Annotated in this window: 19 protein-coding genes; 11 read left to right on the forward strand and 8 right to left on the reverse strand. The window is 43.3% G+C overall.

What is annotated here, in order from left to right:
• The gene (gene thrB, locus ACY3ZI_RS03550; protein ID WP_487375985.1) at positions 1-930 is read left to right on the forward strand and encodes a homoserine kinase; all 930 of its coding nucleotides are present in this window, start codon (positions 1-3) and stop codon (positions 928-930) included.
• A gap of 3 nt (positions 931-933) precedes the next feature.
• Entirely contained in the window at positions 934-2,229 is a 1,296-nt protein-coding gene (thrC, locus tag ACY3ZI_RS03555) for a threonine synthase (RefSeq protein WP_487375986.1), read from the forward strand.
• Between the two features lie 80 nt (positions 2,230-2,309).
• Here thrC and ACY3ZI_RS03560 read toward each other — a convergent pair whose 3' ends face one another.
• The 4 genes from ACY3ZI_RS03560 to yaaA form a co-directional block, all read right to left on the reverse strand.
• Positions 2,310-2,972 carry a hypothetical protein gene (locus ACY3ZI_RS03560; protein WP_487375987.1) on the reverse strand — a complete coding sequence of 221 codons (663 nt, stop codon included), beginning with the start codon at positions 2,970-2,972 and terminating at the stop codon, positions 2,310-2,312.
• A 58-nt stretch (positions 2,973-3,030) separates the two neighbouring features.
• Positions 3,031-3,249 (reverse strand): hypothetical protein, encoded by a 219-nt coding sequence (locus ACY3ZI_RS03565; RefSeq protein ID WP_154602774.1) that lies wholly within the window; start codon positions 3,247-3,249, stop codon positions 3,031-3,033.
• A gap of 224 nt (positions 3,250-3,473) precedes the next feature.
• Positions 3,474-4,469, reverse strand: a complete 996-nt coding sequence (locus ACY3ZI_RS03570) for an aldo/keto reductase (protein ID WP_211886713.1) — start codon at positions 4,467-4,469, stop codon at positions 3,474-3,476.
• A gap of 207 nt (positions 4,470-4,676) precedes the next feature.
• Positions 4,677-5,453, reverse strand: coding sequence for a peroxide stress protein YaaA (gene yaaA, locus ACY3ZI_RS03575; protein WP_036950277.1), 777 nt, complete (start codon positions 5,451-5,453; stop codon positions 4,677-4,679).
• A 450-nt stretch (positions 5,454-5,903) separates the two neighbouring features.
• Here yaaA and tal point away from each other — a divergent pair, with 450 nt between their 5' ends.
• Positions 5,904-6,857, forward strand: a complete 954-nt coding sequence (tal, locus tag ACY3ZI_RS03580) for a transaldolase (protein ID WP_211886712.1) — start codon at positions 5,904-5,906, stop codon at positions 6,855-6,857.
• Positions 6,858-7,078: 221 nt separating this feature from the next.
• The gene (gene mog, locus ACY3ZI_RS03585) at positions 7,079-7,663 is read left to right on the forward strand and encodes a molybdopterin adenylyltransferase (protein WP_211886711.1); all 585 of its coding nucleotides are present in this window, start codon (positions 7,079-7,081) and stop codon (positions 7,661-7,663) included.
• A 104-nt stretch (positions 7,664-7,767) separates the two neighbouring features.
• Here the strand turns inward: mog and satP are convergent, their stop codons facing one another.
• On the reverse strand, positions 7,768-8,334 hold the full coding sequence (satP, locus tag ACY3ZI_RS03590; RefSeq protein WP_211886709.1) for an acetate uptake transporter: 567 nt from the start codon (positions 8,332-8,334) through the stop codon (positions 7,768-7,770).
• Between the two features lie 351 nt (positions 8,335-8,685).
• Here satP and dnaK point away from each other — a divergent pair, with 351 nt between their 5' ends.
• Positions 8,686-10,599 (forward strand): molecular chaperone DnaK, encoded by a 1,914-nt coding sequence (gene dnaK / locus ACY3ZI_RS03595; protein WP_036950286.1) that lies wholly within the window; start codon positions 8,686-8,688, stop codon positions 10,597-10,599.
• A 110-nt stretch (positions 10,600-10,709) separates the two neighbouring features.
• Positions 10,710-11,858, forward strand: a complete 1,149-nt coding sequence (gene dnaJ / locus ACY3ZI_RS03600; protein WP_036950288.1) for a molecular chaperone DnaJ — start codon at positions 10,710-10,712, stop codon at positions 11,856-11,858.
• A 62-nt stretch (positions 11,859-11,920) separates the two neighbouring features.
• On the opposite strand, the gene ACY3ZI_RS03605 is transcribed toward dnaJ, so the two are convergent.
• Both ACY3ZI_RS03605 and ACY3ZI_RS03610 read right to left on the reverse strand, forming a co-directional pair.
• Positions 11,921-13,288, reverse strand: a complete 1,368-nt coding sequence (locus tag ACY3ZI_RS03605) for an amidohydrolase (protein ID WP_442959124.1) — start codon at positions 13,286-13,288, stop codon at positions 11,921-11,923.
• A 137-nt stretch (positions 13,289-13,425) separates the two neighbouring features.
• Entirely contained in the window at positions 13,426-14,274 is an 849-nt protein-coding gene (locus tag ACY3ZI_RS03610) for an EamA family transporter (protein ID WP_036950292.1), read from the reverse strand.
• Between the two features lie 394 nt (positions 14,275-14,668).
• On the opposite strand from ACY3ZI_RS03610, the gene nhaA reads away from it, so the two are divergent.
• Positions 14,669-15,856 carry a Na+/H+ antiporter NhaA gene (gene nhaA, locus ACY3ZI_RS03615; protein ID WP_487375988.1) on the forward strand — a complete coding sequence of 396 codons (1,188 nt, stop codon included), beginning with the start codon at positions 14,669-14,671 and terminating at the stop codon, positions 15,854-15,856.
• A 190-nt stretch (positions 15,857-16,046) separates the two neighbouring features.
• Positions 16,047-16,970 carry a transcriptional activator NhaR gene (gene nhaR, locus ACY3ZI_RS03620; protein WP_036950297.1) on the forward strand — a complete coding sequence of 308 codons (924 nt, stop codon included), beginning with the start codon at positions 16,047-16,049 and terminating at the stop codon, positions 16,968-16,970.
• 77 nt (positions 16,971-17,047) lie between these two features.
• On the opposite strand, the gene rpsT is transcribed toward nhaR, so the two are convergent.
• Positions 17,048-17,308, reverse strand: coding sequence for a 30S ribosomal protein S20 (rpsT, locus tag ACY3ZI_RS03625; protein ID WP_036950300.1), 261 nt, complete (start codon positions 17,306-17,308; stop codon positions 17,048-17,050).
• Positions 17,309-17,907: 599 nt separating this feature from the next.
• Between rpsT and ribF the strand changes: the two genes are divergently transcribed.
• Genes ribF through lspA form a run of 3 tightly spaced genes read left to right on the forward strand, consistent with a single transcriptional unit; the run spans position 17,908 to position 22,188 of the window.
• Positions 17,908-18,846 carry a bifunctional riboflavin kinase/FAD synthetase gene (gene ribF, locus ACY3ZI_RS03630; RefSeq protein WP_211886704.1) on the forward strand — a complete coding sequence of 313 codons (939 nt, stop codon included), beginning with the start codon at positions 17,908-17,910 and terminating at the stop codon, positions 18,844-18,846.
• A 28-nt stretch (positions 18,847-18,874) separates the two neighbouring features.
• Entirely contained in the window at positions 18,875-21,685 is a 2,811-nt protein-coding gene (gene ileS / locus ACY3ZI_RS03635) for an isoleucine--tRNA ligase (RefSeq protein ID WP_487375989.1), read from the forward strand.
• Positions 21,685-22,188 (forward strand): signal peptidase II, encoded by a 504-nt coding sequence (gene lspA / locus ACY3ZI_RS03640; RefSeq protein ID WP_036950306.1) that lies wholly within the window; start codon positions 21,685-21,687, stop codon positions 22,186-22,188. The genes ileS and lspA overlap by 1 nt, the downstream gene beginning before the upstream one ends.
• Positions 22,189-22,240: the final 52 nt, after the last annotated feature.

Genomic DNA, 22,240 nt, shown 5'->3' on the forward strand with positions numbered 1-22,240 from the left:
GTGATCAAAGTTTATGCACCCGCTTCAATTGGTAATGTGAGCGTTGGATTTGATGTGCTAGGCGCAGCAGTCTCTCCGGTTGATGGTTCATTGCTCGGTGACTGTGTCAGCATTGAAGCGGCAGAAACATTTTCATTAGAAAACCAAGGTCGATTTGTTTCTAAGCTACCGAAAAAAATGGAACACAACATTGTTTACCAATGCTGGGAACTGTTTTGCGAGCGTCTTGGTAAAAAGCTGAACGTGGCGATGACCCTTGAAAAGAATATGCCAATAGGTTCAGGGTTAGGTTCAAGTGCTTGCTCTGTCGTCGCTGCGCTGATGGCACTCAATGAGTTTGCAGAGAAGCCATTTGACCAAACAACATTGCTTGGCATGATGGGCGAGCTAGAAGGGCGTATTTCAGGTAGCATTCACTATGATAACGTCGCACCCTGCTACTTGGGTGGCTTACAGTTGATCATCGAGCAAAATGGCATTATTTCTCAACCTGTGCCAGCTTTTGAGAACTGGTATTGGGTGATGGCTTATCCGGGCATTAAAGTCTCTACCGCAGAAGCGCGAGCCATTTTACCTGATAGCTATTCTCGTCATGATATTGTGAATCATGGACGCTATTTATCGGGCTTTATCCATGCTTGCCATACTAACCAGCCAGAGCTAGCGGTGACAATGATCAAAGACGTCGTCGCAGAGCCGTACCGTACTCAGTTGCTACCAGGTTTTGCGAAGGCACGGGAACATGCTAAGCAAATTGGTGCGCTGGCATGTGGTATTTCGGGGTCAGGGCCAACAATTTTTACCATCTGTGATGATAAAAAAATCGCAGAAGAGATGGTGCAGTACCTACAACAACACTACATTCAAAATGATGAGGGCTTTGTGCATATCTGTCGTTTAGATATGGCGGGTGCAAGGACAATAGGGTAAACGATGAAACTGTATAATTTAAAAGATAACAACGAGCAAGTCAGCTTCGCGCAAGCCGTGAAACAAGGGTTAGGTAAGCAACAAGGGCTATTTTTCCCTCAAGACTTACCTGAGTTTAGCGCCAGTGAAATTGATGAATTACTGAAGTTGGATTTTGTCACTCGTAGTAGCCGTATTTTAAGCGCGTTTATCGGGGATGAAATCCCTGCTGAGCAGCTCGCTGAACGTGTTAAAACGGCTTTTGCGTTCCCTGCACCCGTTTCCAAAGTTGAGGATGATGTGGCAACGTTAGAGCTGTATCACGGCCCAACACTGGCATTTAAAGACTTTGGCGGTCGCTTTATGGCGCAAGCGTTAGGTCAAGTAGCTGGTGGTGCGCCAGTCACTATCTTAACCGCGACATCTGGTGATACCGGCGCTGCCGTAGCCCATGCATTCTATGGTTTAGATAATGTTCAAGTGGTTATCTTATACCCAGAAGGCAAAATCAGCCCACTGCAAGAAAAGCTATTCTGTACGCTGGGTAAAAATATCCATACTGTGGCTATCAAAGATGATTTTGATGCATGTCAGGCGATGGTCAAACACGCTTTTGATGATGAAGAACTGAAAAAAGCCCTGTATTTGAACTCTGCGAACTCCATCAATATTAGCCGTCTGTTAGCGCAGATTTGTTATTATTTTGAAGCGGTTGCTCAGATCCCAGCAGAAAAACGCGATCAACTAGTGATCTCTGTGCCAAGTGGTAACTTTGGGGATTTAACGGCAGGCTTGCTGGCGAAATCTATGGGATTACCAGTGAAACGTTTTATCGCTGCCACTAACGTTAATGACACGGTTCCGCGTTATTTAGTTGATGGTAAATGGGCGCCACATCAAACCGTTGCGACTTTATCTAACGCAATGGATGTCAGCCAGCCAAATAACTGGCCGCGTATTGAAGAGTTATTCCGTCGCAAAGGTTGGTCATTGAAAGAGTTAGGTTACGGTGCAGTGAGTGATGAAGTGACTCAAGAAACCGTACGTGAGTTAGATAAGAAAGGGTATTTATCGGAGCCTCATGCAGCGGTTGCTTATCGAGTCCTGCGTGATCAGCTGCAAGATGGGGAATATGGTCTGTTCTTAGGAACGGCTCACCCAGCGAAATTTAAAGAGAGCGTGGAAGCTATCTTGAATAAACAAATTCCACTGCCAAAAGAGCTGGCGGAACGTGCGGATTTACCACTGCTTTCTCACTTCTTACCGTCTGATTTTGCTCAATTACGCGAATTCTTAATGAAATTAGCGCCAAAGCAATAATTGAGATTTACGGTTAGATAAAATATAAAAAACGGAAGCGAAATAGGCTTCCGTTTTTTATGGTGTGGAGCGTTGAGACATCAATTGATTGAGCCATCAGCGCCATTTTGACCGCCATCCGGCCCACCTTTACCGCCTTTGCCCGCTTGTCCGCCAATACCTGCATTTCCTCCATTGCCACCATCGCCACTGCCGGAGCCATCCCCTCCATCACCACCATGACCGCCATTACTGCCTCCGTGTCCGCCATTACCACCATTGCCATTGACGGAGCCATTGCCGCCGTTGCCGCCGTTGCCTCGTCCATCTCCGTTACCGCCGTGCCCACCGTCTCCACCATTCACGCCACCATTTCCGCCGTTGCCACCATTTCCATTACTGCCGGGAGTCGCGTGACCTCCGTGGTTACCATGGCCATGACTGCCGCCGTTGCCGCCATTTCCACCGTGTTGACCATTACCTCCGCTGCCGCCATTACCACCGATTCCGCCATTACCGCCGTTTCCTCCACTGCCATGTTGCCCATGGGTTCCATTTATGCCATTTTCGGAAAAATGAAAATAATAATTTTGGCAATAAACAGGAACGCAAAAATTAGGTGATAAAATATTATCGACAATAATAGGTTTATTTAAATTAAATAGGCTGTTTTTATTAAACTGAAGATAATTGGAATGACTTAATGTTGGTATTGCAGAAAAAACTAAAATAGAGATGAATTTAAATAGAGATTGATTCGTCATTTTTTCCTCCATCCCCCTTCGTGGGTGAAGGGGGAAATAATTAAATAATCGGGTTTATTTAATTTCCATTACCGCCGTTTCCACCATTGCCTCCATGCCCGCCGCTACCACCACTTCCCCCGTTACCACCATTGCCGCCATGTCCACCGTTACCGCCATTACCGCCGTTACTCCATAGATATTCGGTGGCGGTTTGCTGAGAGTCGGTCGGTATAGTCATGGAAAGAGCGGATAAAGGGAATAATAAGGTGATTAAGAGAGTAGAGATTTTACGCATATAAATTCCTCGTTATAAAGTGAATTAATTAAACTGCAAATAAAGCTTAAATGACTCACTTAAATAATTAAAGAATGTTGTCGGTTAATTAATGGATCAAATTTGTTTTAAATGAATATAAAATAATAAACTAAGATGTTATTCGTTCGTTTGTATTTAAATTAAAGGTAATAAATAGAACGCTATCCCTTAAATATATTTTAAGAGATAGCGATAAGAAGGGCTTAGATTGAGTCTTCGAGGATCAGCTCAATGGCTTTTAATTCTTCTTGGCTAAAATCGCGATTTTCCATCATGCCGAGAGCATCATCGATTTGGCTGATACGGCTTGCGCCGATAAGCACGGAAGTAATGCGGTCGTGGCGCAGTAACCACGCTAAAGACATTTGACTCAATTTTTGCCCACGATTTAAGGCTAATTCATTGAGTTTTTTCACTTTTGCTAAAATAGCGGATGTAAGTCTTTCAGGCGGCAGTGATGGATTACCTGCTGCACGAGAATCAGCGGGAATACCATTGAGATAGCGATCCGTTAAAATACCTCCGGCCAGTGGTGAGTAGGCAATCGAGCCGACACCTTCCTCTTCGAGCAAATCGAGGAGACCTTCTTCTGGGGTACGTTCTAGCATGGAGTATTTAGGCTGGTGAATAAGGCAAGGGGTGCCCAGTTGATTGAGAATACGGATAGCTTCTTGCGCCGTTTCTGCGGGGTAATTCGAAATTCCCACATAAAGCGCTTTCCCTTGGCGAACAATCAAATCAAGGGCTGCCATGGTCTCCTCTAATGGGGTTTGAGGATCGGGTCTATGGTGATAGAAAATATCTACATAGTCGACGCCAATTCTTTTTAAACTTTGATTGAGACTAGCAACTAAATATTTTTTACTGCCCCAATCACCATAAGGGCCTTCCCACATGGTGTAACCTGCTTTGGAGGAGATCACCATTTCATCGCGATAAGGACGAAAATCTTGTTGTAGAATGCGACCAAATTGTTGTTCTGCAGAGCCAGGAGGCGGTCCGTAATTATTGGCGAGATCAAAATGGGTGATCCCGTGATCAAACGCATGTCTTAACATGGCTCGGCAGTTATCAATTGGCTTGTTGTCACCAAAATTATGCCAGAGTCCTAAAGAGACAAGGGGGAGCTTTAATCCACTCCGACCGCACTGACGATATTCCATATCTGTGTAACGATGTGACGCAGCAGAATATGGCATGGCTCACCTCCAAAATAAATGGCAAAGATTTACTCGAATTTTGGCATAACTCTGTTGAGCTCACTGGTGAAAGAATGCTATACAGCTTAAGAGGTGATTATTTTATCGCCAGATTGTGACGGGGATTTGAAATAAGATATCGTATGTTGAGTATGAGGCTTATAGGGTGTGATGCATTCCCCATAAGCCAACGTAGTGAGTCTATGATTAGGCTTGCTCAGGTCGTGTAAAGACTAATTCATTACCTTTCGACTGCGCTTGATCAAATTGGTAGCCTTCTAAATTAAAGTCAGATAGCTGTTCAGATTTAGTCAGTTTATTTTGAATGATAAAACGGCTCATTAATCCGCGAGCTTTTTTTGCATAAAAACTGATGACTTTATATTTGCCATTTTTCTCATCTAAGAAAACGGGTTTGATAATTTCAGCGTCCAATTTTTTGGTATTCACAGACTTAAAATATTCATCAGAAGCTAAATTAACAAGGATATTATCCCCTTGCGCTGCCAGTGCTTTATTTAAATGCTGAGTGATGATATCTCCCCAGAATTCATATAAGTCTTTACCACGGCTGTTTTTAAGGCGAATTCCCATTTCCAAGCGATAAGGCTGCATTAAGTCTAATGGACGCAGCACACCATATAGGCCGGACAACATACGTAAATGTTGCTGAGCAAATTCAAAATCAGCGGGAGAAAACGTTTCGGCTTGCATGCCGGTATACACGTCCCCTTTGAAGGCGAGGATGGCTTGGCGTGCATTATCAGGGGTAAAGTTTGGCTGCCATTCACCGAAACGCGCCGCATTCAGCCCTGCAAGTTTATCACTAATTTTCATTAAGCTCGCGATATCTGCTGGTGTGAGTTTTCGGCATGTTTTAATTAGTTTTTCAGACTCAGCGAGGAGCTCGGGTTGAGTAAACGTGTCGATGGCGAGCGGGCTTTCGTAGTCTAATGTTTTGGCAGGTGAAATAGTAATCAGCATAACTTAACCCTTATGATAGTAAATTTACCCGTTACTTTAACAAAAAATCAGACGAAATGGCGAATCGCTGTAATAAGTCGCGCTTATGATGGTTATCTGGTTTACTGATGAGATGAATCAACCTAGCTAAATGCATTCAGTTATTAGGGATGCTGCGAAAACGATTGCTGATCAAATAGTTGCTTTCAAGGATATTTCCTCGCTTGCAGCAACGTAGATGCGTGATATTATCATGGGACGGTGCGGCGCTAGCCTCAATTCCTTAATAATACACAAAGTAGTTTAAGTTGCAGATGTGTGGCTAATCAGCGTAGCCAACAGCCCTACGACTCGAAGCATGGCGGGTTTCCCCTAAATAATTCTTGTTATGGGTAGATAGCAAGGGTGAGTGAATGTAGCCAACACCCCTACAACTTGAAGTATGACGGGTATAACAACGAGATTAAAGAAATGACCGACAAACTAACCTCCTTACGTAGTCTGACAACTGTTGTTGCCGACACTGGCGACATCGAAGCGATGAAGCTGTACAAACCACAAGATGCGACGACTAACCCATCGCTGATTTTAAATGCTGCACAAATTCCTGAGTACCGTAAATTAATTGATGAAGCGGTAGAGTGGGCACGTAAGCAAAGTAATAACCGTGAACAACAAGTTGTCGATGCATGTGACAAACTGGCTGTTAATATCGGCTTAGAAATTCTGAAATTAGTCCCAGGTCGTATTTCAACTGAAGTTGATGCACGTCTTTCTTATGATGAAGAAGCGTGTATTACTAAAGCTCGTCGTCTGATTAAAATGTACAACGAAGCTGGTATCAGCAACGACCGCATTTTGATCAAACTAGCCTCTACTTGGCAGGGTATCCGCGCGGCGGAGAAACTGGAAAAAGAAGGCATCAACTGTAACTTAACTTTATTATTCTCTTTTGCTCAAGCGCGTGCTTGTGCGGAAGCTGGTGTTTACCTGATCTCTCCATTCGTAGGTCGTATCCTTGACTGGTACAAAGCAAACACCGATAAAAAAGAGTTTGCTGCGCATGAAGATCCAGGCGTGGTTTCTGTGACTGAAATCTACAACTTCTATAAAGCACATGGTTATAAAACCGTCGTGATGGGCGCAAGCTTCCGTAACGTAGGTGAAATCATTGAGCTGGCAGGTTGTGACCGTCTGACTATCTCTCCAGCGCTGCTGAAAGAGTTGTCTGAATCACAAGGCGAATTGGTTTGTAAATTGAAAGATGAAGGTAAAACTCAAGAGCCAGGCGCTAAACTGACTGAAGCTGAGTTCTACTGGCAGCATAACCAAGATCCAATGGCGGTTGATAAACTGTCTGACGGTATCCGTAAGTTTGCTGTAGACCAAGAAAAACTGGAAAAAATGATCGCAGCTCTGCTGTAATTTCCTTTTTCTTAGAAAACCCAGTCAATTGGCTGGGTTTTTTTATGCTGTTTTTTCATTGATTAAACTCTCAATTCCATATTTCGACACAAACACGACGCTGTCAAGCACTTGACCTCATGGTATGATACGCCATGTTTATCATTATTGGCTTAGTATTAATTGAATTAGCATTTTCTCGCCAAATGAACAAATTTAAATGATTAATTTTTGAGGTTTGTATGAATGAGTTGCGCATAGGTCTGGTGTCGGTTTCTGATCGTGCTTCAGGCGGTATCTACGAAGATAAAGGGATCCCAGCACTGGAAGAGTGGCTAACGAAAACCATTACCACCCCTTTTCGTTTAGAAACTCGTTTGATTCCTGATGAGCAAGTCATGATTGAGCAAACGTTGTGTGAGCTGGTGGATGAATTTTCATGTCATTTAGTCCTGACTACAGGCGGCACCGGTCCTGCTCGTCGAGATGTCACCCCAGATGCAACGCTTGCAGTTGCCGATCGTGAAATGCCTGGTTTTGGTGAACAGATGCGCCAAATTAGCCTGAAGTTCGTGCCGACGGCGATTTTATCTCGCCAAGTTGGTGTGATCCGCAATCAGTCACTGATTTTAAACTTACCGGGACAGCCAAAGGCGATTGCTGAAACCTTAGAAGGGCTGAAAGATAAAGAAGGAAATGTGCTGGTATCAGGCATTTTTGCGAGTGTGCCATACTGTATTCAACTACTTGATGGCCCATACGTTGAAACAGACGAAAGCATCGTTAAAGCTTTCCGTCCAAAGTCGGCTATTCGCACTGCCGAGTAATCTCTTCTAAAAAATCAGGCAGAACGTCATGTCTGCCTGATAATTCTTGTTACAGTTTTCTGTCTATCTTGCTTAATAGGCTATCAGGTTAGCCGTATATAAATTTAGCTACGCTGACCAATTGGCAGGATGGTTTTGCCATACTGTTCATTTAAGATCTCAGCGACAGCCAGATAGAACGCGCTCGCACCGCAGATAATTCCTTCATAGCCCGCATATTGAAGCAGCGTGGCATCGTTGGTCAGATTACCCACCGCCAACATTGCAAACAGTACAGTTAGGCTGCCAAAGATAAATTGCAGCACGAAATTTGCTTTGAAGGTGCCTAAGAACATAAAGAAAGTAAAGATCCCCCATAAAAGCAGGAACATCCCTAAAAATGCAGGGTCAGTTGCTTCGGCTAATCCCATGGTCGGTAAAAATAGCAGACCGACTAACGCAAGCCAAAAGAAGCCGTAAGAGGTAAATGCAGTCGCACCGAACGTATTGCCTTTCTTATATTCAATAAGCCCAGCAATCACTTGCGCGATACCACCATAGAAAATCCCCATACTTAAAATCACAGATGAGAGAGGGAAAAAGCCTGCATTATGAATATTCAGCAGGATTGTTGTCATACCAAAGCCCAATAAACCGAGTGGGCCTGGATTGGCAAGCGAACTAGATTGCATATAACCTCTGGTAAAGTTTTTAAAAATCAAATAGATACAATGAATATTTGTAGCCCCATAGGACGGGGAGGCGAATAATACGCAGTTTTAATTGTCGAAACAATGATCAAGAGACGGGTTTTTTTGCATTAAATGTAAAACTTTTTTAGTTTTGCCCCTTGATGAATGAATTTGTGACCCCATCTTTAAGACATCAACAGTTATCAATCTAAATTATTGCGAATTGCAAAAGATGTAAGGTTGCAAAAAAAATCAAGGTTGAAGTAAAAACTCCCTTGAAAATGAAATATTGAGCCTTATATAGATTGATATCGAAATTAAATGAAAAGAATTCCTTTGGAGGCGTTTTAAATGGGTAAAATTATTGGTATCGATTTAGGTACAACTAACTCATGCGTTGCAATTATGGATGGCACTACTGCGCGTGTTCTTGAGAACAGCGAGGGTGATAGAACTACTCCTTCCATCATTGCATATACACAAGATGGTGAAATTTTAGTTGGTCAGCCAGCAAAACGTCAGGCTGTCACTAACCCAGAAAACACATTATTTGCGATCAAACGTTTGATCGGTCGTCGTTTCCAAGACGAAGAAGTTCAGCGCGACGTGTCTATCATGCCATACAAAATTGTAGCGGCTGATAACGGTGATGCGTGGTTAGATGTAAAAGGCCAAAAAATGGCACCGCCACAAGTTTCTGCTGAAGTGCTGAAAAAAATGAAGAAAACAGCGGAAGACTATCTGGGTGAACCAGTAACTGAAGCGGTTATCACTGTTCCAGCTTACTTTAACGATGCTCAGCGTCAAGCAACCAAAGATGCGGGTCGTATCGCTGGTTTAGAAGTAAAACGTATCATCAACGAACCAACAGCAGCAGCGCTGGCTTACGGTTTAGATAGAGAAGTTGGTAACCGTACTATCGCGGTTTACGACTTAGGTGGTGGTACATTCGACTTATCAATCATCGAAATCGATGAAGTTGATGGCGAAAAAACCTATGAAGTTCTGGCAACCAACGGTGACACTCACTTGGGTGGTGAAGACTTCGATACTCGTTTAATCAACTACTTAGTTGACGAATTCAAGAAAGAACAAGGTGTTGATCTGCGTAACGATCCACTGGCAATGCAACGTCTGAAAGAGTCTGCTGAAAAAGCAAAAATTGAGCTGTCTTCTGCTCAACAAACTGACGTTAACCTGCCATACATCACTGCGGATGCGACAGGTCCAAAACACATGAACATCAAAGTGACTCGTGCAAAACTGGAGTCACTGGTAGAAGATTTAGTTAAACGTTCTATGGAGCCAGTTAAAGTTGCTCTGCAAGACGCTGGTTTAAGCGTAGGTGACATCAACGACGTTATCTTAGTTGGTGGTCAGACTCGTATGCCAATGGTTCAGAAAGTTGTTGCTGATTTCTTTGGTAAAGAGCCACGTAAAGACGTTAACCCAGACGAAGCCGTTGCAATGGGTGCAGCAGTACAAGGTGGTGTATTAGCGGGTGATGTTAAAGACGTTCTGTTACTTGACGTAACTCCACTGTCTTTAGGTATCGAAACCATGGGTGGCGTGATGACTTCGTTAATCTCGAAGAACACCACAATCCCAACTAAACACAGCCAAGTATTCTCTACTGCGGAAGATAACCAAGCAGCCGTGACCATTCACGTACTGCAAGGTGAGCGTAAACGTGCAAGTGATAACAAATCACTGGGTCAGTTTAACTTAGATGGTATTCAAGCAGCGCCACGTGGTATGCCGCAAATCGAAGTGACTTTTGACATCGATGCGGATGGTATCCTGCATGTTTCTGCGAAAGACAAAAACAGCGGTCGCGAGCAAAACATCACCATTAAGGCATCTTCTGGTCTGAATGACGAGGAAATCGAAAAAATGGTACGTGACGCAGAAGCTAACGCTGAAGCAGACCGTAAATTTGAAGAGTTAGTGCAGGTTCGCAACCAAGCAGACCAACTGATTCACGGTACTCGTAAACAAATCGAAGAAGCAGGCGACAAATTACCAGCTGAAGATAAAGCGAACATCGAAAAAGCAACTTCAGAATTAGAAGTCGCTTCTAAAGGTGAAGATAAAGCTGAAATCGAAGCGAAAATCCAAGCGCTGGTAACGGCATCTGCGAAACTTCTGGAAATTGCACAGCAACAAGCTCAAGCGGGCGCTGCGGGTGCAGGTGCAGAAGCGAAGAAAGATGACGATGTTGTTGACGCTGAATTCGAAGAAGTTAACGACAAAGACAAAAAATAAGGCCCTTAGCGGGCGCAGTGACTATCGCAATAATGTTAAATAGTGACTGATACCGGACACGGGCGTTGAGGGAACTCTGCGCCCGTGTCTGCATGTTAAGGGAAAAATAAATGGCGAAAAGAGATTTTTATGAGGTTTTAGGCCTCGAAAAAAATGCTTCAGAAAAAGACATTAAGCGAGCATATAAGCGCTTAGCAATGAAATACCATCCTGACCGCAATCAGGAAAACAAAGATGAATCTGAAGAGAAATTCAAAGAGATAAAAGAAGCTTACGAAGTCCTGTCCGATGAGCAAAAACGTGCCGCTTACGATCAATATGGTCATGCCGCGTTTGAACAAGGCGGTATGGGTGGCGGAGGTGGATTCGGCGGCTTTGGTGGCGGCGATTTCAACAGTGATATTTTTGGTGACATCTTCGGTGACATTTTTGGTGGCGGTCGTCGTCAACAGCGCCCAAGCCGTGGTTCTGATCTGCAATACAACATGGAACTGACTCTTGAAGAAGCAGTCCGTGGAGTGACCAAAGAGATCCGTATTCCAACGCTCGAAAGCTGTGACGTGTGCCACGGTAGCGGTGCAAAACCAGGCACTAGCGCAGATACATGCCAAACCTGTCACGGTATGGGCCAAGTACACATGCGCCAAGGTTTCTTCTCAGTACAACAACCTTGCCCAACCTGTCACGGTCGCGGAAAAGTCATCAAAGACCCATGCAACAAATGTCATGGTCAAGGTCGTGTTGAGAAATACAAAACCTTATCCGTTAAGATCCCAGCAGGGGTTGATACGGGCGACCGCGTTCGTTTATCCGGTGAAGGTGAAGCTGGTGCGAATGGCGCTCCAGCAGGGGATTTATTTGTTCAAATGCATGTTTTACCTCACGATATTTTTGAACGTGATGGTAATAACTTACATTGCGAAGTGCCAATCAACTTTGCTGCGGCAGCGCTGGGCGGCGAAATTGAAGTCCCAACCCTTGATGGTCGCGTTAAACTGAAAATTCCTGCGGAAACCCAAACGGGCAAAACATTCCGTATGAAAGGTAAGGGCGTGAAGTCAGTACGTGGTGGTATGCAAGGTGACTTAATGTGTCACATTGTTGTCGAAACCCCAGTCAAACTGAATGAGAAACAAAAAGAGTTACTCAGAGAGTTTGGTGAGTCGTTAGGCGGTACGGGTGGCGAGAAAAATAGCCCACGTTCAAAACGCTTCTTAGATGGTGTGAAAAAATTCTTTGATGATTTAACCAATAAATAAGGGTTAATCGCTAAGTTAAGAATCATGGCTGATCCAGTGAAATACTGAATCAGCCATTTTTTTTATTTCACTGTTTCACCGCTGGCAACCACGGTTTTACGAACTTGATCAGCAAATTGTAGAGCCTCTTTCACAATCGCATTTTCATCAACTGTGAGTACTTTGCGGTCTTCCATTAATAGGTTTCCATCCACAATGGTATGGCGTACATTGGAAGCATTCGCGCCATAAACCAGTGCGGCATAAGGGCTATACATCGGAACCATATTCGGTGATTTTGTATCGACAACGATAATATCTGCCAATTTCCCCGCTTCTAGAGAGCCTAACTTATCTTCCATGTGAATGGCTTTTGCAGAGCCTTTGGTCGCTAATTCAACCACGGTGATGGGTGGCATTGCAGCTCTATCTTTATTTTCAAGCTTATGAATTTTACCCACTAAATTTAGCTCGTTCATGGTCGTTAAGGTATTGCTGGACATCGGACCATCAGTTCCTAAACCCACACGAACACCTTTTGCTAACATCGCGGTCACTGGAGCAACACCTTTGGCTGATTTGGTATTCGCACTGACATTATGTGCCACACCGACATCATACTGTTTGAGCAGGTCGATATCGGTTTCATCAACCATAATGGCATGAGCGGCAATCACTTTGTTATTCAGGACGCCGATGTCTGCCATATATTGAACCGGGCTTTTGCCGCCAGTACGTTTGGCAATTTCTTCTTGCTCTCTGTCGGTTTCCGCTAAGTGGATCATCACGGGAACATTCAGTTCTTGAGAAAGCTTAGCAATTTTCTGTAGATGTTCAGTGGTGTTGGTATAAGGTGCATGAGGCGCAAAAGCTGGCGTAATGCGAGGATGATCCTTGTATTGGTTGATAAATTTCACGGCATAAGCGATACCTTCATCTGCATTTTTAGCATCAGCAACAGGGAATTTGATCACGGATTCTCCAAGGATCGCGCGCATACCAATTTTATCGACGGTTTTTGCAACCTCATCTTCGAAATAGTACATATCCACGTAAGTTGTAACGCCACCTTTGACCATTTCGACGTTGGCTAAGTTAGCGCCTACTCGCACCATTTCACGGGAAACCATCTTGCTCTCTAATGGGAAGATATAGCGGTGCAAACGGTCGGGGACATCGTCGGCAAGGGAACGAAATACAGTCATTGATGCGTGAGTATGGGTATTGATTAACCCTGGCATGACTATATCGCCATCAACATTTAGCCGTTTTTTGGCGGTATATTGCGTGGCAAGCTCAGGGCCGCCAACAGCGATAATTTTATTTTTATCAATAACAACGGTCCCATTCTCAATAACTTGATTATTGGCATCCATTGTCAAAACAGTACCATCAACAATGATTAAATCCGCTGGAGTGGTGGCAAGTGCCGCGATAGGTGCTGCCATCATCGATATGGCAACGAGAGATCGGAGTAATGTCATTCTTACCTCATGACTCAATGAAAAATAGGGCTAAAAATTATTTGTATCAAATATTATGGGCATCAAATATAGGATGTAAAACTTATCTTCTAAGCACCGCTATCTTAACTGGATAGTTTCGCCAGTAACACCCCAAGTAAGATGACAATACAGGCGAGGACTCGCATTCCATTAAATTTCTCTTTAAGAAATACAATGGAAAGAAACATAGCAAAAAGGACACTAGTTTCACGAATAGCAGCAACGAGTACGATGGGGGCTTGGCTCATTGCCCAGATTGCGATGCCGTAGCTAATTAGCTGCATTAACCCGCCAAGCAACCCTGAGCGCCAATATTGCCTAAACCCGTGTAGTAATGAACTTTTGTATTTCATCACTCCGGGGATGGCGAGTACCGCACCATTTAATAAAAACAGCCATAGGGTATAAACAACGGGATCTTGACTGGCTCTAGCGCCATATCCATCTGAGAGGGTATAACAAGCCGTAAAAAAGGCAGTGCACAATGCAAAGCTAAGCGCTTTACCTTTGATATTCAAAGTAAATTTTCGACCTGCAAACGCGATGGCTACCACGCCTGAAATGATGAAAATAATCCCTACAAAACTCATAAATGGTAAGGATTCATTGAATAAAACAATACTTAATAACGCGGTGATTAAAGGGGCTGAGCCGCGAGAAATAGGGTAAATTTGGCTGAGGTCACCATGGTTATAAGCTTGGCTGAGAAAATAGATATAACCGATGTGAAATAATACTGACAAAGCTAGCCACGGGACGGCATCGGGAGATGGCAGCCCAAACCAAAAGAGAGCTGGAATAGTTAAAATTCCAGAAAAAACGGCAATCATTATCAAACCAAAGAAGCGGTCATTACCAAATTTAACCAGAGCATTCCAACTGGCATGGCAAAACGCGGCAAACAGCACAGAAAGCAGAACGTATAGGGACATAATATAGAGAGATAGTGATTGCCTAAGAATGGCTCGAGTATCACATAAAGCGTCTTTTTTATGAAGCGGCACGCAAGAAAGAGAGAGTGGGGACTTTTATTTTTGCGAAGGGCTTCGAAAATAAAAAAATAAACGATTTTTTTGACTATCTGTAAAGGTCATTTTTCATTAGTCTCTAAAAAAATTGAATATTTAAAGCGCTTTACCCAATAAATTTATTGTTGGTTTTTAGAATAGTTGCCTATAGTTAAATTAACGATTTATTATCATTCGTCGTGATCTCGATTGCTAAATACTCGGAAATTACGATCATTAATGGATAAATAAACGATTTTTTACGAATTAATGATTATCATAATATTAACATTCAAAAGTATTTTTTGGAGTTATTCATATGACAGCAATTATTCGTAAATTTTTAAAGTTAGAAGCAGCAGGAGGGCTACTCCTAATTATTGCTGCCATTGTCGCTTTAATAATGGCTAATACGCCATTACAAGGAGCTTATCAGCAATTTTTAGATATTCCGGTAACCATTAAAATTTCAACATTTGAATTAGATAAACCTCTGATTCTATGGATTAATGATTTCTTAATGGCCGTGTTTTTCCTGGTTGTTGGTTTAGAGGTAAAACGCGAGTTATTGGAAGGATCCCTTGCGGGACGTGATAAAGCGATATTTCCAGCAATTGCGGCTGTGGGGGGAATGATTGCACCAGCGTTAGTTTACTTAGCGTTCAATGGTGCTGACGATATTACTCGTCAAGGTTGGGCTATCCCAGCAGCAACAGATATTGCGTTCGCGTTAGGCGTAATGGCGTTATTGGGTAAGCGAGTGCCTACAGAGCTCAAAGTGTTTTTATTGGCATTAGCTATCATTGATGACCTTGGTGTCATTGTGATCATTGCCTTTTTCTATACCAGCTCAGTTTCTGTGGTAGCGCTAAGTTTAGCGGCACTGTGTGCGGCAATCCTCTGTCTAATGAACTGGAGACGAGTTGAAAACACCGCAGCTTACTTAGTGATTGGCTTAATCTTGTGGGTTTGTATTCTAAAATCAGGGGTTCATGCCACTCTGGCTGGGGTGATTGTTGGTTTCTTAATTCCATTAAGAGGGACTAATAATACAAAACCGTCGGAAGAACTAGAGCATGTGCTGCACCCTTGGGTTGTTTATCTCATTTTGCCTATCTTTGCATTTGCAAATTCAGGCGTACAGCTCAATGGCGTCACCTTTGATGGTTTAATGAGCCCATTACCACTTGGCGTTGCGGCGGGTTTGATACTGGGCAAACCAGTCGGTATTTTCTTATTTAGTTGGATTTCGGTAAAAGTAGGGTTGGCTAAATTGCCAGCATCGATTAACTTGAAGCAAGTGTTTGCTGTTTCTGTGCTTTGTGGAATCGGTTTTACTATGTCTATTTTTATCACCGGCCTCGCTTTTGAAGGGCTTGATGAAGTGTATAGTACCTACTCGAGACTGGGTATTTTAATTGGCTCAACAACAGCAGCATTGTTAGGGTACTTTATGTTAAGGGTAGTGTTACCGAAACCAAAAGTTTCGCACAGTGATGCAAAATAAACATAATAGACGTAATTATTAGTAAGAATTTTCGAGTTAATCTTCTATGATATGCCCGCGGTATGAGTTGCATACTGCGGGTATTTTAACTTATAACTCCCGATTACGGGGTACGGGTAAAGCGTATGGTCAGTATGTACTGTGGTCATTAAGTACTGCGGTCATTATTGGCGATACAAAAGGAATCGATATGCGGGTTTCACATCTTAATTTTAACCACCTTTACTATTTCTGGCATGTTTGCAAAGAAGGCTCTGTTGTCGGTGCTGCCGAGGCTCTTTACCTGACACCACAGACAATTACTGGGCAAATTAAAGCACTCGAAGAACGGTTAGGTGGAAAATTATTTAAGCGCCAAGGTCGAGGGCTCGTGCCTTCAGAGCTGGGACAACTGATTTTTCGTTATGCTGACAAAATGTTTATGCTCAGCCAAGAAATGCTGGATATCGTCAACTACAGCCGAGAATCTAACCTACTGTTTGATGTGGGTGTGGCTGACGCATTATCGAAACGTTTAGTCAGCCGTGTACTAGAAACAGCAGTTGTAGAACATGAGCAAATTCATTTACGTTGCTTTGAATCGACTCATGAGCTGTTACTGGAGCAATTAAGCCAGCACAAGCTGGATATGATTTTATCGGATTGCCCTGTGGACTCTTCACAGCAAGAGGGTTTGTTCTCCGTTAAATTAGGTGAATGCAGCGTGAGCTTTTTCTGCCGTCAGCCAGTACCGAAGAAACCATTCCCTGAATGTCTAGAAGAGCGTAGGTTATTAATTCCAGGTCGTCGTTCTATGCTAGGCCGCCATTTATTAACATGGATCCGCAATAAAAACCTGCAAGTTGAAGTACTCGGCGAATTTGATGATGCAGCATTAATGAAAGCATTTGGAATGTATCACAATGCCATTTTCGTGGCGCCATCTTTGTATGCAAAAGATATTTTTGCTGATAATGAAGTGCAAGAAATTGGCCGCTTAGATAGCGTTAAAGAAGAGTATTACGTGATTTTTGCGGAAAGAATGATCCAGCACCCAGCAGTACAACGTGTCTGCAATAAAGATTTTTCTGAGTTATTTTCAGCTCCGTTCGATAATTTAGAACAGAAAGTTTAGAGCACGAAAGTGTAAGGTAAGAAATTAGCAGACAAAAAAACCGGCCTAAGCCGGTTTTTTATAATCAAGAAGCGAAATTACATTGCTTTGATTTGAGCAACTAAGTTAGCTTTATGACGTGCTGCTTTGTTTTTGTGGATCAGGCCTTTGCTAGCGTGGCGATCAACAAGAGGTTGCATGTCATTGAATGCTTTCTGAGCTGCTTCTTTATCGCCTGCAGCGATAGCAAGGTAAACTTTCTTAATAAAAGTACGTACCATAGAGCGACGGCTAGCGTTGTGCTGGCGACGTTTCTCTGATTGAACGGCACGTTTCTTAGCTGATTTGATATTAGCCAAGGTCCAACTCCCAAATGTATTCTATTGAGGACAATTTAAAGGTCAAGGAATATGCCCTTTCGCCCTTCATTTGTCAATGGATTTGTGCAAATAAACATCGTGTACTTCGATGTCAATGCGTTGTGAATGGTGCAAGATTCTACCAGCAAATATCAGAAGAATACAGATCTGCGCGTGAAAAAAAGCATAATTGATAGAAGATATTTTAAATCATTTTTCAGAAAAAATTTTTTTAGTGATATCAAACGTTCATCAAGATGAAATTGAATGATAACTAGAGTGTTTTTTGTACACTTGAGTTTGTTATACAAAATGGATGATAAGAAAACTATAAAAATTAAATATTTTTAGAGATCTCCGCGTCAATTTGTTGTATTGATAATCTATTGGTTATCCAAACTTTTTTGATTTGCCTATCGACAATGATCAGATTCAGCGGCGCGGTGTCGTGCAGAAAGATGCTTAGCAGTGTAAAATCATCTGATTAAATAGTGTAGTGATCAAAAAAATAGGGTTTAATGAAAGCTTTTACGAACTTAGGTTAACCTTATGCGTCGTACAAGGTATAATCCTGCAATTTCCTCGGTATTGAGCCAGTTATGGAGCTAATTCGCGGTATACAAAATATCCGGTCGTACCATCATGGTTGCGTACTGACTATTGGTAATTTTGATGGTGTTCATCGTGGGCACCAAGTATTACTTCAAAATTTGAAGCTCAAGGGTAAACAGTTAGGTTTGCCAACTGTTGTGATGATATTTGAACCACAACCCCTTGAATTTTTTACGGGTGATAAGGCTCCTGCGCGTTTGACACGCCTAAGAGATAAAGTGAAGTACCTTGCTGATAGCGGGGTCGATTATCTATTATGTGTGGAATTTAACCAGCATTTTGCCTCATTAACGCCAGATGCTTTTGTGTCTGACTTATTAGTCGACAAACTCGGTGTGAAATATCTCGCCATTGGTGATGATTTCCGGTTCGGAAAAAATCGGATGGGGGATTTTTCTTTTTTACAGCAAGCCGGTCAAAGATTTGGTTTTGAAGTTGCAGACACCGAAAGCTTTTGTGATTCAGGTGTGCGCGTCAGCAGCACTGCAATCCGTAAAGCAATACAAAACAACGATCTGGCATTAGCTGAAAATTTATTAGGTCACACATACCGCATTAGTGGGCGTGTGGTTCACGGTAATCAGCTAGGTCGTACGATAGGTTTTCCGACAGCAAACCTACCGTTAAAACGTTTAGTCACACCGGTGACTGGCGTGTATGCTGTAGAAGTTCATGGTCTAGGCGATAAGCCTGTACCGGGCGTGGCAAACATTGGCACACGTCCAACGGTATCTGGAAAAGGTACCCAGTTAGAAGTCCATCTGATTGATGCTCATATGGATTTATATGGGCGTCATATTGATGTTGTGTTACGTAAAAAATTACGTGACGAACAGCGGTTTGCTTCGTTGGACGCGCTGAAGGAGCAAATTGCTAATGATGTAGTTGCAGCCAGAGAATATCTCGCAGCAATTGGAATCAGATAATTTAGCGGAAAATTGGAACTGAGAATCGATGAGTGACTATAAAAATACCCTGAATCTACCAGAAACAGGGTTCCCAATGCGTGGCGATCTCGCTAAACGCGAACCACAGATGTTAGAGCGCTGGTACAAAGAAGGTTTGTATCAGGCAATCCGTAAAGCAAAATCGGGCAAGAAAACCTTTATTCTGCACGATGGTCCTCCGTATGCTAACGGCAGTATTCATATTGGTCACTCAGTAAACAAAATTCTCAAAGATATTATTATTAAATCCAAAGGGCTGGCGGGCTTTGATTCCCCATACATCCCTGGTTGGGATTGCCATGGCTTACCTATCGAACACAAAGTTGAACAAATCGTAGGTAAACCAGGGGAAAAAGTTTCCGCCGCTGAATTTCGTGCAAAATGCCGTGAATATGCCAAAGAGCAAATTGAAGGGCAAAAAGCTGATTTTATCCGCTTAGGTGTGCTGGGTGAGTGGGACAAACCTTACCTGACCATGGATTTTAAAACCGAAGCGAACATCATCCGTGCTCTGGCGAAAACCGTTGCAAATGGTCACTTAGTGAAAGGGGCAAAACCCGTTCACTGGTGTACAGCATGTGGTTCTTCATTGGCTGAAGCGGAAGTTGAGTATTACGACAAAACATCCCCATCTATCTACGTTCGCTTCCCTGCGGTAGATAGCAAAGCTGTTTGCGAAAAATTTGGTGTTGCTAGCGATAAAACACCATCTTTAGTGATCTGGACGACAACGCCTTGGACGTTACCTGCTAACCGTGCAATCTCTCTGAACCCAGAATTCAAATACTCTCTGGTGGATGCGAATGGTGATTTAGTCATTCTGGCAACTGACTTAGTTGAAGAAGTCATGAAGACTGTCGGTGTTGAGTCATGGACGGTACTAGGCGAGTGCGAAGGTAGCTCATTAGAGTTACTGCGTTTCGCTCATCCATTTATGGGCTTTGATGTGCCTGCAATTTTAGGCGATCACGTCACGCTAGATGCGGGTACAGGTGCGGTACATACAGCGCCAGGCCATGGTCCTGAAGACTATGTTGTTGGACAAAAATATGGTTTAGAAACGGCGAACCCAGTCGGGCCAGATGGCTGCTTCTTACCAAATACCTACCCAGGCTTAGACGGTTTATTTATTTTCAAAGCTAACGATGTGGTGCTGGAAATCCTGAATGAGAAAGGCTTACTGATGTATAAAAAAGCTATCTCCCACAGCTACCCATGTTGCTGGCGCCATAAAACCCCAGTTATTTTCCGTGCGACACCACAATGGTTTATCGGCATGGATAAAAACGGTTTGCGTGAACAATCTCTGAAAGAGATCGACATTGTTCAGTGGATTCCAGGTTGGGGTCGTGCACGTATCGAGTCAATGGTTGAAAACCGTCCTGACTGGTGTATTTCACGTCAACGTACTTGGGGTACCCCAATGTCGTTATTCGTGCATAAAGAGACTGAAGAACTGCATCCGCGTACTTTAGAGCTGATGGAAGAAGTCGCTAAGCGCGTTGAAGTTGATGGTATCCAAGCATGGTGGGATTTAGACCCTGCTGAATTGCTGGGCGCTGATGCTGAAACTTATCGTAAAGTACCAGACACACTAGACGTTTGGTTCGATTCAGGATCGACTCACTTTGCTGTGGTTGACGCTCGTCCTGAATTCCATGGTAACTCCGCAGATATGTATCTGGAAGGTTCTGACCAACACCGTGGTTGGTTCATGTCTTCTCTGATGCTGTCTACTGCGATGAAAGGTAAAGCACCTTACCGCCAAGTTTTGACCCACGGTTTTACCGTTGATGGTCAAGGCCGTAAGATGTCTAAATCTTTAGGTAATACGGTTAGTCCGCAAGATGTGATGAACAAACTGGGCGCTGATATCCTGCGTCTGTGGGTGGCATCAACTGACTATACGGGCGAAATCGCGGTATCTGATGAAATTTTAAAACGTGCAGCGGACTCTTATCGCCGTATCCGTAATACCGCGCGTTTCTTACTGGCAAACTTAAATGGTTTCAATCCAGAAACCGATATGGTGAAACCAGAAGATATGGTGGTGTTAGATCGCTGGGCGGTTGGTCGTGCATTAGAAGCACAAAAAGAGATTGCAAAAGCGTACGATGAGTATGATTTCTTAGGTGTTATCCAACGCTTAATGCATTTCTGCTCTATCGAGATGGGCTCGTTCTATCTGGATATTATCAAAGATCGTCAATACACCGCGAAAAGTGATAGCGTTGCGCGTCGTAGCTGCCAAACTGCTCTGTTCCATATCGTGGAAGCGTTGGTTCGTTGGATTGCACCTGTTCTGTCCTTCACCTCTGATGAAATCTGGAATGAATTACCAGGTAAACGTGCTCAATTCGTTCTCACTGAAGAGTGGTATCAGGGTTTATTCGGTTTAGACGAATCTGAAGCGATGAATGATGGATTCTGGTCTGAACTGTTAGCCGTACGTGGTGAAGTGAACAAAGTTCTGGAACAAGCGCGTACAGACAAGCACATTGGTGGTTCGTTAGAAGCATCGGTAACTTTATATGCAGATAGCGTATTAGCCGCTAAATTAAATAGCTTAGGTGATGAACTGCGTTTTGCACTGTTAACATCTCAAGCGAATGTGGCTGATATTGCAACGGCGCCTGCGGATGCACAAGACAGTGAACTGAAAGGCCTGAAAATTGCCTTCAGTAAAGCGGCTGGGGAAAAATGCCCTCGTTGCTGGCACTATGCAAGTGATATTGGTGCAGCGGCAGAACAACCTGAAATCTGTGGTCGCTGTGTGACTAACGTAGCCGGAAACGGTGAATTACGTAAGTTTGCTTAATGAAGACACCTATTTGTTCTACTGGTTTGCGTTGGCTGTGGCTGACGGTTGTGATTATCGTTGCAGATTTAGCAATTAAGCAATTGGTCTTAAAAGAGCTGACTTTGTACGATCCACACCCTTTAATTCCGTACTTTAACCTTATGTACGCTCAAAATTTTGGTGCGGCATTCAGTTTTCTGGCGGATAAAGGCGGCTGGCAGCGCTGGTTCTTTGCTGGAATAGCTATTGCCATCTCCATTACGTTAATGGTGATGATGTATCGCCAAAGCGTGAAAAAACGCCTGAGCAATATTGCTTATGCGTTAATTATTGGTGGTGCGATCGGTAATTTATTTGACCGTTTAGTGCATGGCTTTGTGGTTGACTATATTGATTTTTATGTAGGCAACTGGCACTGGCCGACCTTCAATTTGGCGGATATGGCCATTTGTATTGGTGCGGCATTGGTGATTTTTGAAGGCTTTTTGCCGGATAAACCCAAACAGCAAGATGCCAAATAGAACAGATAGCGCGATAGGTTGATAAAACACAATATTGCATATTAGTCATCTC

This window comes from Providencia sp. LY12, assembly GCF_057621555.1.